This window comes from Chryseobacterium indologenes (genome assembly GCF_001295265.1).
In the GTDB taxonomy this organism is placed as follows: domain Bacteria; phylum Bacteroidota; class Bacteroidia; order Flavobacteriales; family Weeksellaceae; genus Chryseobacterium; species Chryseobacterium indologenes_A.
Map to the genome: position 1 here is coordinate 247,611 of NZ_LJOD01000001.1, position 15,637 is coordinate 263,247.

The window sequence follows — 15,637 nt, forward strand, 5'->3', positions numbered from 1 at the left end:
ATCCTCCCCCTTTTCTCATCCACCCTTCCAAATTTAGTGCGTTCCCATCTTTGAGAACACATTAATAACAATTACTCCAATAACAATCAGGGCAATACCAATTATTGCAGGAAGGTCCGGGACCTGTTTAAAAGCCACCACACCAATAAGGGTGATAAAAACAATGCCCACTCCGGACCAGATGGCATAAGTTATCCCAACCGGAATCTGCCGGAGGGTAATGCTCAGAAAATAAAATGCAGCAGCATATCCTATCACCGTAATAACAGAGGGCCATAGTTTCGAAAATTCTTCTGATTTTTTCAGAAAGCTGGTTGCAATAATCTCGAATATAATGGCTAAGGCAAGGAAAACATAACTACGTCCCATACGGATGATTTTATACAAAAATAATGAAAACTGTTTCTTTCCCAGCAATCAAAAGGGTTTGAAGAAGCACTTATCTATGATGAAATACATAATTTATTTCATTCTGCTGACAGGAAACAGGGAATTTATCCTTTAAAGGCCACTTAAAATACTGACAGTCTGCCAGCAATATGACATTATTTCAAGCACCTGTGATAATATCTCAGAAAAATGATGTCATAAAAACTGCCACTAATAAGAATTTAGAATAATAAATTCCGGAGACAAGAATAAGTTTTCTTAACATAAAAAATCACCATCCGATGAAATTCTCCTGCTTACGATCTTCATTACACAATGGTATTATGCATCGCATTTCTTATTTTTTGTTTTATCAACTTCAATATAGAAGCATTCAAAGCGTTATCATTTTTATAAAATTTTACAGATAAGACAATAAATATATTAATAAATTCTCAATAACATATTAATTTACCGTAAACAAAAATTCACTAAAAATTAAGAATATATGAATATAACACACTGATATACATCATGATTATTTGCTTTGGCACGTGATTTGAAAGTTGTAATATTGCAATTGTAAAATTGATAAAATAAAGTCAAATAATTAAAAATAAAACAAAATGATAACTTACATCGGTATCGCAACATGTTTAGTAGTTTTTTCTTCTTATTTCGCAACTGTAAAGAGAGAAGAAAGAAACTAAGTTCTAATAAAGCAGAAAGCCTATAGAACAACTATATTAATTGTATTGTTTATGTTTTTAATCTGATTATATCAGATCCCGCTCTTTTACTCATTGGAGTAAAAGGGCCCAAAAACATAACTTCACACTGAACTTCATAACAAATTTATATATCCCAATAGTCTGGCCGTACTTCTGTACGGCTTTTCTTATTTTCCAGGGTTTATTTAACTTATATTTCTCCTCTGGACTACTCTTTTATTCTTTTTCAGGACCTGTACCTCATTTAATAAAGCGCTATCTTTGTCTTTAGTAAAAATCTTTTTTTTCAAATCAGCATGAATCTGTATAACCTTATTATTCAGGACAAAGAACAGGTGGGCCTTAATGATGTATTTCTTGATGCTCAAAACCGGGAACAGCTTGTACAGCTTATCAAGGAACATACGTACGTGAAAGAACTTCAGGAATACGGCCTGCCTGTGAATAACAAAATTCTGCTGCAGGGCAGTTCCGGATGCGGAAAGACGATGACAGCCAAAGCTATAGCCAATGCTTTAGGTAAAAATATCATCATTCTGAATCTCAGCAATATTGTTTCATCCCGTATTGGGGAAACCTCCCAGAATATTAAAATGATATTTGATAAAGCAGCAAGAGAACGATCGGTTCTTTTTCTGGACGAACTGGACCAGATTGGTAAAGCCCGGGGAAGCGACGACAAAGATGTAGGGGAAATGAGAAGACTGGTGAATACATTGATCCAGCTGATTGATTATTATCCTGAAAACGCCCTTCTCCTGTGCGCAACCAATCATCCTGAAATCATTGATACGGCTTTGTTACGACGTTTTCAGCTAAAGATCAATTATACAATGCCATCCGCAGAATTTCTGGATACTTTTTATGATGATCTTCTGTCTAAATTTCCGGAAGAATTCCAGAATATTGAGCGGAAATATGAGATTTCTTTTGCTGAAGCCAAGGACTACGCACTAACTTCTGTAAAATCTGCGCTGATCAAAAAACTAGAAAGTCAGAAAATCTCCCAATCATGAAAGAAGATATCCTTCACAACATCGGTGTCATTAATGACAGGATAAGAAAAGCGTGTGAAAAAGCAGGCAGAGATCCTAAAGAAGTGAGGCTACTTCTGGCAACAAAAACGGTTTCTGCAGACCGTATTAAAGTTGCTTTGGAGAATGGCCAGACTTTAATTGCCGAAAATAAAGTACAGGAACTGAAGGAAAAATACGAAGATCTTAAAGATATTCCTCATGAAAATCATTTCATCGGACATTTGCAGACCAATAAAATTAAAGATATTCTGAAGCATGATGTCATTTGTGTACAGTCTCTTGACCGTCTGGATCTAGCTGAGAAACTTCATCAAAGGCTTTTATCTGAAGGAAAAACCATTGAAATACTAATTCAGGTGAATACTTCGCAGGAGGAAAGCAAGTTCGGCGTTCATCCTGATGAAGCTTTGGAACTGACCAGAAAAGTTGCAGAATTCAGTACTTTAAAAATCAAAGGGCTGATGACGATCGGTTTATTCAGTGCGGAAACAGAGAAAGTAAGGAATTGTTTTAAAATCCTTAAAAATCTTCAACAGGAAATAATTTCCTGGAATATTCCTAATGTGGAAATGAAAGAGCTTTCTATGGGCATGAGCGGAGACCTGGAGACCGCCATTGAAGAAGGCTCCACAATTGTACGGTTGGGAACTGCCGTTTTTGGAGCAAGAGCATATCCGGACAGCTACTATTGGAATGAAAAGACAGGCTCTGATGAATCAATATTCAACTTTGATGCTCAGAAAAGCCTAGCTGACTATTTTATGGATGATCATGATGATGAATCCGCTAAAGAAGATCAGTCTGTAAAAGATATATACTGGCATGAAACCGGTCATTTAATCGGGAAAATAATCTGTAAAGAACTAGGGTTTGATTTTGGGAAAACAACAGGTTTATTTTTTGACAAAAAGAATCCTAAAATAACCTATGACCCTAAAAATAATCCTTTTCATCTAATTTATTATGGGAAAAGTAAAGATTATTATAACGAAGACAATAATGACATACAAATATATGATGAAAGATATAAAAATCTTGAAAAAGGCAACTTTAATAAATCAAATTTTCTATCATTTATTACCTATATCTTATTAGGTGGGTTCTGTAATATCTATTCTCACCGCTCCGGAATTATTGAAAATATTGATTCTGATCTGGATGAAATATTTCAAAATCTGGAAGGCGACGTTGATTATTCCCAACTTCCCGGATGCGGAGGTGATGACTGGAATAAAATAAAAAACCTTCTAGGCATTTTTAAAATTGATCTTAACAAGATTAAAGAATTCAGAAGAAATTTGTTTGATGTATTTATGAAATACGATTTTTTCTCTTTTTTTACAGATGAGATCAATCCACTATTCGAACAGGAAATTAAAGAGTTAAAAAATGAAGAATTAGCAGCTTATGAAGAACTCATAACCAGAAAACTTCTGAGTTTTCCTGAAAAAAAGGCTTTATTAGATGAGCTTACCCTAATATTTGAAGAATTTAAAACCCATCTGAAAAATACAAAATAACTCCTTTATATTCGTTCCAAAAATCCGGTACATTTTTTGCTCATAATTTATTAGTAACCAAACAAATACACTTATGACAAAAAAACTACTCTTTGGATGCCTTCTGATGACGGCATTATTCTTTTTTTCATGTGACAGGCCAGCTCCTTCACCAATGAACAGAAGTGAAGCTTCCATTGAAACCGTTTCAATGATCACCTTTCTCGCTATGGGAATTGCTATTTTTATAGCGTACAGCTATAAAAAAAGGTAAAATAACAGAACTCAATCAATTCATATCACCTTTCAATCCATGAAAGGTGATTTTTTATGAGCTATACAATAAGAAATATTTTACCGTAATATTCAATTATATAACAAATATTTATTTTAATTCGGGGTTAAAAGAAAAATATTTGTTTATTTTTGGAGCCTGCACATTTTTTAATACAAATGTTGCATAATAACCCTGTTAAAACTCAAAAACCAATTATTACATGAGTACATTATGGAGAATGACAGTCATGGAAAAAAGAATAGCTACATTGATCTACTTGTTAATTCGGCCATCCCTCTGCAGGACCGTTTCCCGAAGATAAAAATTATGCCTTACAGCTCTTTACTTTATGAAGCCTCGACTACTTAAATGAAATTAAAAATGAAATTAAAAATGATAATAAATAGTAAAATCCCGAATTTAACCAACATTATATTTACAATTTAATACTAAAACCGTTTAAACTAAAACCATGGCTATCAATTTTATATCGGAAGAAGAAAAAAATGATTTCTGGACACTTTCAAACACTATTCAAGCCGGAAATTATGAAGAAGCTTTACAACTTTCCAAAGCTTTACTGGAAAAGTTTCCTAACAACAAAGCAATCTATCACAACCAGATCGGCGCAATGATTTACCTCTCTAAACGTGATTACTGGGGTGCTACCCATCATTATTCCAAGGCATTAGAATATGGATTTGATGCTGATGTATGTGAAGACAACATCTGGGAATCCGCAGTAGATTCTTACAAATCTCTTATTGACTGTGAAGCCGGTTTCTGTAAAATTATGATTACAGCTACTCAGGAATTTATTCCTGCCAATGATCTAGTGGAGAAATATGAAAATCTCTTCCCATCCGGGAAATATGTTGAGGAAGCTAAAGAGCTTAATTATATCTTTAATTTAACAAAAGAGCTTCAGGATAACAACAACTATACTTCTTCAGCCTTAAACCAGAATTATTCAGGCAAATATCCGAACGGAAAACATCATGAAGTTGTGACCGCCCTGGCTGGAATTATTGACAATAATTCATAATTCTATACCAGAAGATATATTGCTTCGTTTTCAATAACAAAAAATCCCTCTCATTACTGAAAGGGATTTTGTTATATCTAAAAAACTGAGATTACATATAAGCTTCAATCGGCTCACAAGTACATACTAAGTTTCTGTCTCCGTAAGCTTCGTCTACTCTGGATACAGAAGCAAAGAATTTGTGGTCTCTTACCCATTCCAGCGGATATGCTGCTTTTTCTCTGCTGTATGGTTTGTCCCATGAATCAGAAACAACCACCTGCTCAGTGTGAGGAGCGTTTTTCAGTACGTTGTTAACCTGGTCTGCTTCTCCGTTAGCGATTTCATCAATTTCTTTTTTGATGGAAATCAGCGCTTCTGCGAAACGGTCAATTTCTGCTTTGCTTTCAGATTCTGTAGGCTCAATCATCAGGGTTCCTGCAACCGGGAATGAAACAGTAGGAGCATGGAACCCATAGTCCATTAGTCTCTTCGCTACATCAGCCACTTCAATTCCCAGAGATTTGAACTGACGGAAATCTACGATACATTCGTGAGCTACTCTTCCGTTTTCGTTTGAATATAGGATCGGGAAGTGCTCTGCTAATACTTCTTTCAGGTAGTTTGCGTTCAGGATAGCGTGTCCTGTTGCTTTTTTCAGACCTTCAGTACCCAGCATTTTGATGTAAGCATAAGAAATGTTAAGGATCAATCCTGAACCGTAAGGCGCTGCAGAAATACCATCGATGGCTTCTTTAGCTCCGATTCTGATATTCGCATTGGAAGGAAGGAAAGGTACAAGATGCTTAGCTACGCAGATTGGACCCACTCCAGGACCTCCTCCCCCGTGAGGAATTGCGAAAGTTTTGTGTAAGTTAAGGTGACAAACATCTGCTCCGATGTTTCCGGGACTTGTAAATCCAACCTGAGCATTCATGTTGGCTCCATCCATATATACCTGTCCGCCGTGCTCGTGGATCAGGCTTGTAATTTCTTTAATGTTGGCATCGAAGAATCCGTACGTAGAAGGATATGTGATCATTACACATGATAAGTTTTCAGAATGCAATTCTGTCTTAGCTTTAAGATCTTCGAAATCAATTTCTCCGTTCTCAAGATTCTTCACTACAACAATCTTCATTCCGGCCATTGCTGCAGAGGCAGGGTTGGTTCCGTGTGCAGACTGAGGGATCAGCACTACATTTCGGTGTCCTTCTCCTCTGGAGATATGATATTCCCTGATTACCATTAATCCTGCATACTCTCCCTGAGCTCCTGAATTTGGCTGAAGAGATGTTCCTGCAAAACCTGTAATCTGTGCAAGGTCTTTTTCTAGTTCACGGATCATTTCCTGGTAACCGCCAGCCTGATCTACCGGTACAAACGGGTGAACGCTTCCCCAGTTATCCCATGACAGCGGAAGCATTTCTGTAGCTGCATTCAGCTTCATGGTACAAGAACCAAGAGAGATCATAGAATGTGTTAACGAAAGGTCTTTTCTTTCAAGGCGTTTGATATAACGCATTAATTCTGTCTCCGTGTGATATTTGTTGAATACCTGTTCTGTAAGGATCTCGTCTTTTCTTAAGTTCTCTTCAGGAATGCTGTATCCTTCTTTAATTTCCAGTTTAAAGGTCTGCTTATCTTTGAACTGAGCGAAAGAAGCCATTAAATAATTCAATTTATCCAATGTTGTACTTTCATTAATTGCAATACTTACTACACCTTCAGTGAAGTAATTCAGGTTCAGTCTGTGGTCAAGCATCATTCTCATCAGCCTTCCTTTTTCATCTTCACTTAAAAGGATTTTCACAGTATCAAAGATTGGCTCTTCTACAGTCTGATATCCTAATGCTTTAAGACCGTTTTTCAAAGCATTGGCTTTAAAATGGATCTGATCAGCGATATAATTCAAACCTTTTGGACCGTGATAAACGGCATACATTCCGGCCATAACAGCTAAAAGAACCTGAGCTGTACAAATATTTGAAGTAGCTCTTTCTCTTTTGATATGCTGCTCTCTGGTCTGTAAAGCCATTCTTAATGCACGTCTTCCGTACATATCCTGAGAAACCCCAATGATTCTTCCCGGAATATCTCTTTTATAATCATCTTTACAAGCAAAGAATGCGGCGTGAGGTCCTCCGTATCCCAACGGAATACCAAATCTCTGTGTAGTTCCCACAGCACAGTCCGCTCCCATGGAAGCAGGCGATTTTAATTTAACCAAGGCCATCGGATCACAAGCCACAACCACCTGTAAATCCAGTTTCTTATATTCTGCAATATCTTCTGTATAGTCTAAAACAATACCGTTTTTGCCCGGGTATTGTAATAAAACGCCATAATAAGAAGCGTCAAATGCATGGGTTTTATGGTCACCCACTACTATTTCTATACCCAGTCCTTCTGCTTTTGTTTTTAATACAGAAACGGTCTGAGGAAGAACAAGTTCTGAAATGAAGAATTTATTAGCTTCTGCTTTTTTCTGATCCTTTGTTCTGTTGTTAAAGAACATATGCATGGCTTCAGCGGCAGCTGTTGACTCGTCTAAAAGAGAAGCATTAGCGAGTGTAAACCCGGTAAGGTCGCATACTACAGTCTGGAAGTTCAGAAGAGCTTCTAGTCTTCCCTGTGCAATTTCTGCCTGGTATGGAGTATAAGCCGTATACCAGCTTGGGTTTTCAAAGATATTTCTCTGAATGGCTGACGGCAAAAGCGTATTATGGTACCCAAAACCAATGTAGCTTGTATAATCAGTATTCTTTGATGCCAATTCTTTTGAATGGTTCAGCATCTCATATTCTGAAAGTGGTTCCGAGATCTCCAGATCTTTCTCTAAACGGATAGAAGAAGGAATAGTCTGAGAAATTAACTCTTCAATACTTGAAACGCCCAATTTTTCCAACATCGCCTGTTTATCGGCTTCATTAAGGGAAATGTGACGGTTCACAAACTGTTCTGTATTCATTTTTATTTATTAGATTTTGTTGTAAAAAAGATTCGTAAAATTACAATTTTTTACAGGATTGTACAATAATCCAAAATTGATGATATTTCAACAAAAACAAAATATGAATTTCAAAATAAACAGGTTAACATTATTTTATTAAACAAAATTCAAAAACCTCTTTTACTGAGTTTCCAAAGGAGGGGTATTCCATATGCAGAACATATTATTATGTTCATCATGTGATTGTTCTGAAGCATCCTTGTAATTTTTCAATCTTTCCTGACACTGAAGATTCAACGTAATCAAAAAGGTATAAATCAAAAACAAGGCATTCTCTGTAAAGATTTTTATTCAGTCCCAAGCTTTTACGCATGATCGGCTATTTTCCGGGAAATTTACAGGAACAGAAAAGAGGTTTTTGCATGAAAATCCAACTATGATTCCACTGGAAAACATGCTGATAATCAGGTTTTGTCAGATTTATGAATTTTTATTAATTATATTTATTCTAAATTAATATATTTGTACCATGAATATGATAGTCCCATTTAAAGTACCGCCTTTATCTCCTGTATACGCATTCCATAATGAAGATATGTTCTGTGAAAAGAAATCCTGCTGTAAAAAATTCAAGAAAGGGAAAAGATGTAAGAAATGTCCCGGCAGAAAAAAGATGGCTTAATTTAAATTAAGTTATTGAAAAGTACATAGGCAGCGATTATTAAAAGAATAATCCCCCAGATCAGCATTACAATTTTCGGTTGGCCGTATCTGTTTGCCACTGTTCTGGGCTGAGGCTTAAACATTTCCTCTACCGTATTTTTGAATTTTTCAGTATCATTATCAAAGGCTTCTGTAATGGTAATTCCCTGTACAACCGTTTTATGAAGCAGTGAATTGGTGGCATGAAGCAGCAGCTGAAATTTTCCGTCTTTAAATTCTGTGATCTTAAATATTCTCTCGCCATAAGGTTTTTCCAGACCGAAAGGCAATACTTTCACCACATCTGCATTGCTTGTCTGCCAGCTGATGATAATCTCCTCCCCCTTTTTAGCATGAATTTTATTCGCTGTAAACGTTTTGATAGCAGGCGGAATATTATATCTGAAGCTTTTCTGATGACTCTCTAAATTCTGATCATACGCTTTTCTTCTGGCCGGATCGCTCAATGTTTCATAGGCTTCCTGAATTTCGCGGAAACGGTCTGCAAAGAAATCATCATTTTCGTTTTTATCCGGATGGTATTTTAAAGAAAGTTTTCTATAAACCTTTTTGATGTCTTCTTCCGAAGCATCCTGAGAAATCCCGAGAAAATAGTAGTAATCTTTCATTGAACTATGCAAAAATAAGGATTAAGTTTTTATTCTCCGCAGATTTTGCCGGAGACACAGATTTTTTTTTAGGATATTTTATTGAACCCAGGTTATGGCTCATTAATTAAACCCTAACAGACCTCAAAAAACTGTCAGGTTATAGTTGATATCGGATATCCGGTTTTGAGATTAATCCGTAACTATCGCTCATACAGACAGATTCTTATAACAAAAAATCCGGGCGCGGGAAGCTTTGCTTCCCGCGCCCGGATTAAACAATTTCAATTTAGTATTTTACTTTTTTATGCTTCAAAGCTCTGGTCTTTTCTGCAGCATCCTGATGCAAATTCTTTTTTGAATTTTCCTTTCAGTTCCTGATACTGCTCATCATTCATTTCTCTGATCTTATCTGCCAGTCCGAAAGGGGATCTTTCCCTGATTCCGTATTCATTAAAAATACCTTTAATAAATCTTTTTCTTTGCACTGCTTTTTTAGCAATTAATGCTACGCCCACAACAGCTAATGCTCCAAGAGCTCCTTTTAATGCTGAATTTTTCATTTTTTCAAAATTTTAAATTTTACTACTTCTTGTTGTTTTATATAGACGAATGAATTTTAATTTTACTTTACTACTTCTATAAAATTTTTAAATTATTCGTTGTTTCTGTTGAAGAATCCACCTGAGCATCTGTTTCTCCAGACTTCTTTGAACTTCTCTCTTTCTTCAGGCGAAAGTCCTTCCATTTTTTCTCTCATTTTTCTTTCTTTGAAATCTTTCATCCCTTTTCCGAAATGAAAACCTCCGAAAAGAATTTTACTCAGGATCAGGATTCCCATTGCCTGCCAGAATGTAATGGATTTCACCCCCAGAATTTCAGGAAGAAGACAGTTCCAGAGCAGCATAACAATCCAGGTAACGGCTAATAGGATCAGCGGCGGACATAACAATAAAAAAATCCAGCCTTTTTTGTGTTTATGATTCATAATTTCTTTTTTACTAACTTTTTAAATCTTCGTATAATTTTCTCAGCCTGTTTCTTAAGTGTTTTACGGCATAGTTTTTACGGCTGATGATGGTTTTGATATTTTCTCCCTGTTCATCAGCGATTTCCTGAAGCGTTTTATCATTCAGCTCATTTTCTACGTAGACCAGTCTTTGTTTTTCGGGAAGTTCGTCAAGGGCCTCAAATAACTTTTTCCAGATCTCATCCTGAAACATTTTAATCTCAGGACCGGCACTGTCATCCATCAGCAGGATATCTTTAATGGAAAATTCTCCGTCTTCATCTTCATAAACAAAGTCTTCCAGATTTTCTGTCTTCTTTTTACGGTAACGGTCCGTGATTTTATTAGCTGTTACCCTGTACAGCCATCCTCCGACGTTGACAATCTCTGACAGATTGGTCAGACTGCTGAACTGGTACCACACTTCCTGCAGAATATCTTCCGCATCTTCTGTGTTTTTCACTTTAGGACGAATATAAGACATCAGCTTTCCTCCGTACTTTGAAACGGTCTGTGAGATGATGCTTTCCTTATCCTTCTGTGGCATTGATATTTCTTCGACAACCTCCATACTGATATGACGGACTGCCTTTTGGTTTTACTTTAATAAATTTAAAAAAATTTTATGAGGAATGACAAAACTGCTTATTCACCGGCATTTTCATCATTATAATTTCATCATACCGGCAAAAAGAAAACGGAAAGTATTGATACCTTCCGCTTTCAACATTATAAAAATTTCTGCTTATTTTTTATTGAAATTTTTGGCAAAAAAGCCCAGCATATATTTATACAGCTCAATTCTGTTCTGCTCTTTTCCGAATCCATGGCCTTCATCATATTTTACCATGTAAGGAACCTCATAGCCTTTAGCACGCATTCCTTTTACAATCTGGTCAGATTCATTAATATTTACTCTTGGATCATTAGCTCCCTGTACCACAAATAATGGTTTCTTGATCTTATCAATCTGAAATACCGGAGATACTTCTTTAGCAATTTTCGCTTCTTCAGGATTGTCAAGATCATACCAGATCTCTTTTACCATTTCTTTGTAAGGTTTCCAGTATTCCGGGAAAGAATCAAAGAAAGTGAAGATATTGGAAACGCCTACGTAGTCTACCCCACACACATACAGATCAGGAGTTTTGATCAGTCCCATTAATGTTGCATATCCTCCGTGGCTACCTCCATAGATGGCAATTTTATCTTTATCTGCCCAGCCCTGCGAAATCGCATATTTTACTCCGTCTTCCACATCATCCATTGCTTTTCTTCCGATCTGCTTGTACCCTGCTTTCTGGAATTCTTTTCCATATCCGCCCGAAATCCTGAAGTTTACCTGAAGGGTTGCATATCCCCTGCTGGCAAAAAGCTGTGCTTCAGGATTGAATTCCCATTCATCTCTGACTCCCTGCGGACCTCCGTGAGGGTTGACAATCATTGGTACTTTTTTACCTTCAAGAGCTGCTTTGGGAAGGGTAATATAACCGTGAATCGTTAAGCCGTCCCTACTTTTGAATTCAATAGGCCTCATTTCTGCCATATCAGCTTCTTTCAGCATCGGCATCAGATCGTAAAGCAGCTTTGTCTTTTTGGTTTTGGTATCATATTCATAATAGGTTCCGTATAGCTTATCGCTGCTTACAATCACCAGAAGCTTCTCATTATTATCATCTGATGAAACAACTTCGAATTCTTTATCTCCAAACTCTTTTTTCAGCTGATCATCTATTTCCTTATAAAACTTACTTACAGGAATGGTTTCACTCTTCACTCCACTGTAGCTGATGTAATCCAGTTCATAATTCCTGTTTTTTCCTGCTACTCTTATAGAGCCTACATCATATACCGGGTTGGAATAAACTTCTTTAATAACAGTATTTTTCTTAAGATCATACAATACAATTCTTGCCTTATCACTGTCCAGATTTGTGTAAACATATGCCTCATCCTTATTTTTAGAATTATTATTAAAGCGGATGATGCTGAAACTGTCTTTCCAGTCTGTAGATTTTATAAGATTGAATTTTCCGGTCTGAAGATCTTTATAATAGTTTTTTGTTGTTAATCCTCCTTCAAGAACTGAGTACCCTCTCAGGTTTCCGTCCTTATCAAAGAGATAGCCGTCAATAGGGTTATTTACATCTTTGTTTTCATAAAGCTGCGTCATTTCACCAGTATTGAAATTAATCCTGTACGGTTCAAAGATCTGTTTGTTATTTTTATTCATGCATACCACAACATACTCTGTATCTTTGATCAGTGTTATATCATTTAATGTAATTCCTTCAAACGGGGTAAGGTCTTTAAGGTTTTTCCCGTCAATGTCAGCAGCATATAAATGGATATTTTCATCCCCTCCTTTATCCTGGGTATAGAACAGGCGCTTTTTATCCAGCCAGCCATAGCTATCAATCAGATCGTCTTTTTCTGCAATAGCTTTAGTAATCTTTCCGGTTTTAAGATTTTTAACGTAAACATGATTTTTACTGTCCTTATCCTTTTCTTTATAGGAAAGATACTGTCCGTCCGGAGACAATTTAAACTGTGAAGCTTTTGGTCTTGCAAAATAATCTTCCACTTTATATTTAAAATTTCCTTTATCATAGGAAACCAGCTTTTCAAGGGTAGCTTTATCAGACGGAAGTGTGGGATCACCCGGCAGCTTAGCCGTTGAAGTCTGTGCATTCATCATCATAGCAGATAGTACGATCTGTGCCGCACCGAAAATTTTAGTATTGAAATTCATAACTTGTGTTTTAAGTTAAACTATATTTACCATTTACACTTTTTAATCAATAAAAGAATAAACATTTCTTATTAGTTAGACTCTTCACACTATCAAAATGTTACATGACTTATCCCTAATTTATGAAAAAAAATGAATAAGGGTTGAAAAACTGGTCTTTAAAGGGGGCAAAATTTTCGGAGCATTTTTTAATTCAGGTGTATTCCGAAGTACCATGTCCAGGCAATCAGGATCAGCTGCATCGGAATCCTCTGGGTATAAAGATATTTCATTCCCGGCCCGGTGTGATCTGCTTTAAAAATATTGATCTGTTTTCTGGATGAATGAATATTGGCTATAAAAACCAGAATATAGAAGCAGATCAGCGAAACAGCTGTAAATTCACGAAGAGGCGGAATCATCAGCCCTATTCCGGCGGCAATTTCAATAATCCCTGTAAAATATACCCAGAAGAGTTTCCCGGGAATATAATCAGGAATCATCATAACCATTCCTTTCTGAAATTTAAAATGGGAAAGTCCGGTAAAAATAATAAAGACAGCCATTGCAAGGTTTCCTGAAAATACAAGGTCTGCTTTTTCCCGGAATATTAACGTTACCAGAAGACCAAAGATAAAAGTTGCAAAAAGAATGACTAATAGCTTCATAAAATTTCCTTTATATCTGATTGTGAAGATACTGCTAAAATTTAATTTGTATTTTTCTTTTTTACCCAATAAAGAACAGATTGGGCATTCAAACTTTTAAGAGAAAACAAAAAACCTCACAGACTTTGATGGCTGCAAGGTCAATATTGTATTAAATATTCTGTTATTATTTTTCGGCAAGGTTTTTTACTACTTCAAGTCCTTTTATAAATCCTGTATTCAGATGGTCTCTCCATTCCTTTTCTACCTGCACTTCCGCATGAAGCTTTGTTTTTCCGTCAAAGTCTGTCAGAAGATACTTTTCGAAGCAACCGCTCCACTCCATTACTTCTTTGCTTTGTGTATCCTCATTTCCTTCTTTATCAACCATACCCAGATGCTTGAAAATAATTTGATTAGGCTTATCTATGCTGTCAATGGTTGACACCATGCCTTCTCCTTCTGCGTTAAGGAAATAGGTTTTCCCGCCCACTTTCCAATCTGAATTCATTTTAGAATCCGGACTGAAATACTTTGTCCATTCACTGTAAGTATCCTGATTCCAAAGAACATCCCAGACTTTCTGCTTGGGAGCATTGATTACTGTTTCGTACGATAAGGTTTCCATATTTTAAATTTTTGTGGTTTGATATATAATAACTGTAAAGATCAGAACGGTCCTCTTTATTTTTTAAAGCTGATTTTCCGAAAGATGCTTAACAATTTGCATGGCATCCGGAAATTTCTCTTCAAAAAAACTTTTAAATTCTTCCGGAGCCTGAATTTCAGCTTTTAGTTCAGTCCCGTCCTCTGTTTCTTCTAGCAGATAAGTTTCTGTAGCGTCTCCCCAGTTCTGAGGAACTTCTATTCCGTTATAAATTTCTCCCAGATGCAGAAATTTCATTTCCTTATGAGGAATATTCTGTTCCACGCGGCTGTACATTCCGTTTTGATGCGGGTCGAAGAATTTTACAATACTTCCTTTTTCCAGGGTTCCTTCATAAAAGGAGCCTTCTGTGAAAGCGGTTGTCCACTGCCGGTAGGTAATTTCACCCCACAGCACATTCCATACTTTTTCGGGTGGTGCTTCAATCTGTATTTTAAATGATAGTTTTTCCATTGAAATTTTTAAATTTTTTAAATCATACTTTTCAGAGTACTAAATAAAAAGCCGGTCTGTTTCCGGATTCTCATCCTCCTACAAAATCACCTCCATTAATATGAATAACTTCTCCCGTGATGTAATCTGCATCTCTTGAAGCAAGAAAAACATATGCCGGCGCCACTTCCGAAGGCTGTCCTGCCCTTTTCAGAGGGGTATCTTTCCCAAATTCAGAAAGATCATCAAAAGCTTCTTTTACCAGCGGAGTCCATATTGGTCCGGGAGCGATCCCGTTAACCAGAATTTTCTTTTCTGCCAGATTGGCGGCCAATGACCTGATAAAGGAAAGAATCGCTCCTTTTGTCGCAGCATAATCAATCAGGTGGTCGCTTCCGCGATAAGCCGTAACAGACGTTGTGCAGATGATTCTTCCTCCTTCTCTCATCATCGGCAAAAAAAGCCTTGTAAGGGAGATCATGGAGATAATATTGGTTTCAAAGGTTTCCTGTATCTGTTCATCCTTAACCTTTTCAAGGGAGTCTTTTGAGGTATGAATTCCTGCATTATTAACCAGGATATCCAAATTTCCCCATAAGCTCTTTATTTTTTCCGCACATTTTTCCCGGAATGCTTTCCGGGTAAGATCTCCTTTAATCAGAGTACATTTCCGGCCTTCGTTTTCTACCAGTTTTTTGGTTTCTTTCGCGTCATCATCACTTTCTTTGTAAATGATGGCAACATCTGCGCCTTCTCTTGCAAAGTGAACGGCTACGGCTTGTCCTATTCCGCTGTCTCCACCGGAAATAACAGCTTTTTTATCTGCCAGCTTCCTGCTTCCCAGATAATCATTCCTGATAATCTCCGGAAACAGTCCTTCCTTAGGAACTTTAGATTTAGATTGTGACTTGTTCTGTGTTTTCATAAGCAAATCTTTACGTTAAATGCATC

14 protein-coding genes and 1 pseudogene are annotated in these 15,637 nt (G+C 36.6%); 4 read left to right on the forward strand and 11 right to left on the reverse strand.

All coding sequences use genetic code 11. The features are described from left to right. Positions 1 to 33: 33 nt before the first annotated feature. Complete coding sequence (locus AOB46_RS01050; RefSeq protein ID WP_062696191.1) at positions 34 to 369, reverse strand: DMT family transporter; 336 nt, start codon at positions 367 to 369, stop codon at positions 34 to 36. A 1,027-nt stretch (positions 370 to 1,396) separates the two neighbouring features. Between AOB46_RS01050 and AOB46_RS01055 the strand changes: the two genes are divergently transcribed. The 4 genes and pseudogenes from AOB46_RS01055 (at position 1,397) to AOB46_RS01070 (ending at position 4,958) form a co-directional block, all read left to right on the forward strand. Continuing rightward, positions 1,397 to 2,116, forward strand: coding sequence for an AAA family ATPase (locus tag AOB46_RS01055; RefSeq protein WP_062696192.1), 720 nt, complete (start codon positions 1,397 to 1,399; stop codon positions 2,114 to 2,116). After that, positions 2,113 to 2,838, forward strand: a pseudogene (locus AOB46_RS01060) (YggS family pyridoxal phosphate-dependent enzyme); the annotation flags it as partial. The gene AOB46_RS01055 and the pseudogene AOB46_RS01060, both read left to right, overlap by 4 nt. A gap of 892 nt (positions 2,839 to 3,730) precedes the next feature. Continuing rightward, positions 3,731 to 3,910 (forward strand): hypothetical protein, encoded by a 180-nt coding sequence (locus tag AOB46_RS22840; protein ID WP_082376991.1) that lies wholly within the window; start codon positions 3,731 to 3,733, stop codon positions 3,908 to 3,910. Between the two features lie 475 nt (positions 3,911 to 4,385). Then, positions 4,386 to 4,958 carry a hypothetical protein gene (locus AOB46_RS01070; protein ID WP_062696194.1) on the forward strand — a complete coding sequence of 191 codons (573 nt, stop codon included), beginning with the start codon at positions 4,386 to 4,388 and terminating at the stop codon, positions 4,956 to 4,958. Positions 4,959 to 5,049: 91 nt separating this feature from the next. Here AOB46_RS01070 and gcvP read toward each other — a convergent pair whose 3' ends face one another. The 10 genes from gcvP to AOB46_RS01120 all read right to left on the reverse strand — a co-directional run bounded on the left by gcvP (position 5,050) and on the right by AOB46_RS01120 (position 15,611). Then, a complete protein-coding gene (gene gcvP / locus AOB46_RS01075; RefSeq protein ID WP_062696195.1) occupies positions 5,050 to 7,908 on the reverse strand; it encodes an aminomethyl-transferring glycine dehydrogenase in 2,859 nt (952 codons plus the stop codon). 665 nt (positions 7,909 to 8,573) lie between these two features. Beyond that, on the reverse strand, positions 8,574 to 9,221 hold the full coding sequence (locus AOB46_RS01080; protein ID WP_062696196.1) for a J domain-containing protein: 648 nt from the start codon (positions 9,219 to 9,221) through the stop codon (positions 8,574 to 8,576). 284 nt (positions 9,222 to 9,505) lie between these two features. After that, positions 9,506 to 9,763, reverse strand: a complete 258-nt coding sequence (locus AOB46_RS01085) for a hypothetical protein (protein ID WP_062696197.1) — start codon at positions 9,761 to 9,763, stop codon at positions 9,506 to 9,508. 92 nt (positions 9,764 to 9,855) lie between these two features. Continuing rightward, positions 9,856 to 10,188, reverse strand: coding sequence for a hypothetical protein (locus AOB46_RS01090; protein WP_062696198.1), 333 nt, complete (start codon positions 10,186 to 10,188; stop codon positions 9,856 to 9,858). Between the two features lie 13 nt (positions 10,189 to 10,201). After that, positions 10,202 to 10,780, reverse strand: coding sequence for an RNA polymerase sigma factor (locus AOB46_RS01095; protein ID WP_062696199.1), 579 nt, complete (start codon positions 10,778 to 10,780; stop codon positions 10,202 to 10,204). A gap of 174 nt (positions 10,781 to 10,954) precedes the next feature. After that, positions 10,955 to 12,961: an alpha/beta hydrolase family protein gene (locus AOB46_RS01100; RefSeq protein WP_062696200.1), complete on the reverse strand. Its 2,007-nt coding sequence runs from the start codon at positions 12,959 to 12,961 to the stop codon at positions 10,955 to 10,957. Between the two features lie 188 nt (positions 12,962 to 13,149). Then, complete coding sequence (locus AOB46_RS01105; protein ID WP_062696770.1) at positions 13,150 to 13,608, reverse strand: DoxX family protein; 459 nt, start codon at positions 13,606 to 13,608, stop codon at positions 13,150 to 13,152. A 166-nt stretch (positions 13,609 to 13,774) separates the two neighbouring features. Beyond that, complete coding sequence (locus AOB46_RS01110) at positions 13,775 to 14,215, reverse strand: SRPBCC family protein (RefSeq protein WP_062696201.1); 441 nt, start codon at positions 14,213 to 14,215, stop codon at positions 13,775 to 13,777. A 63-nt stretch (positions 14,216 to 14,278) separates the two neighbouring features. Then, complete coding sequence (locus AOB46_RS01115) at positions 14,279 to 14,707, reverse strand: SRPBCC domain-containing protein (protein WP_062696202.1); 429 nt, start codon at positions 14,705 to 14,707, stop codon at positions 14,279 to 14,281. Between the two features lie 70 nt (positions 14,708 to 14,777). After that, a complete protein-coding gene (locus AOB46_RS01120) occupies positions 14,778 to 15,611 on the reverse strand; it encodes an SDR family oxidoreductase (protein ID WP_062696203.1) in 834 nt (277 codons plus the stop codon). Positions 15,612 to 15,637 lie beyond the last annotated feature (26 nt).

What these genes read in the sequence shown, in the direction of transcription:
- AOB46_RS01110 (WP_062696201.1), bottom strand. Translation starts at nt 14,215, where the DNA reads ATGGAAACCTTATCGTACGAAACAGTAATCAATGCTCCCAAGCAGAAA.
- AOB46_RS01090 (WP_062696198.1), bottom strand. Translation starts at nt 10,188, where the DNA reads ATGAATCATAAACACAAAAAAGGCTGGATTTTTTTATTGTTATGTCCG.
- AOB46_RS01070 (WP_062696194.1), top strand. Translation starts at nt 4,386, where the DNA reads ATGGCTATCAATTTTATATCGGAAGAAGAAAAAAATGATTTCTGGACA.
- AOB46_RS01080 (WP_062696196.1), bottom strand. Translation starts at nt 9,221, where the DNA reads ATGAAAGATTACTACTATTTTCTCGGGATTTCTCAGGATGCTTCGGAA.
- AOB46_RS01105 (WP_062696770.1), bottom strand. Translation starts at nt 13,608, where the DNA reads ATGAAGCTATTAGTCATTCTTTTTGCAACTTTTATCTTTGGTCTTCTG.
- AOB46_RS01050 (WP_062696191.1), bottom strand. Translation starts at nt 369, where the DNA reads ATGGGACGTAGTTATGTTTTCCTTGCCTTAGCCATTATATTCGAGATT.
- AOB46_RS01055 (WP_062696192.1), top strand. Translation starts at nt 1,397, where the DNA reads ATGAATCTGTATAACCTTATTATTCAGGACAAAGAACAGGTGGGCCTT.
- AOB46_RS22840 (WP_082376991.1), top strand. Translation starts at nt 3,731, where the DNA reads ATGACAAAAAAACTACTCTTTGGATGCCTTCTGATGACGGCATTATTC.
- AOB46_RS01100 (WP_062696200.1), bottom strand. Translation starts at nt 12,961, where the DNA reads ATGAATTTCAATACTAAAATTTTCGGTGCGGCACAGATCGTACTATCT.
- AOB46_RS01120 (WP_062696203.1), bottom strand. Translation starts at nt 15,611, where the DNA reads ATGAAAACACAGAACAAGTCACAATCTAAATCTAAAGTTCCTAAGGAA.
- gcvP (WP_062696195.1), bottom strand. Translation starts at nt 7,908, where the DNA reads ATGAATACAGAACAGTTTGTGAACCGTCACATTTCCCTTAATGAAGCC.
- AOB46_RS01095 (WP_062696199.1), bottom strand. Translation starts at nt 10,780, where the DNA reads ATGGAGGTTGTCGAAGAAATATCAATGCCACAGAAGGATAAGGAAAGC.
- AOB46_RS01115 (WP_062696202.1), bottom strand. Translation starts at nt 14,707, where the DNA reads ATGGAAAAACTATCATTTAAAATACAGATTGAAGCACCACCCGAAAAA.
- AOB46_RS01085 (WP_062696197.1), bottom strand. Translation starts at nt 9,763, where the DNA reads ATGAAAAATTCAGCATTAAAAGGAGCTCTTGGAGCATTAGCTGTTGTG.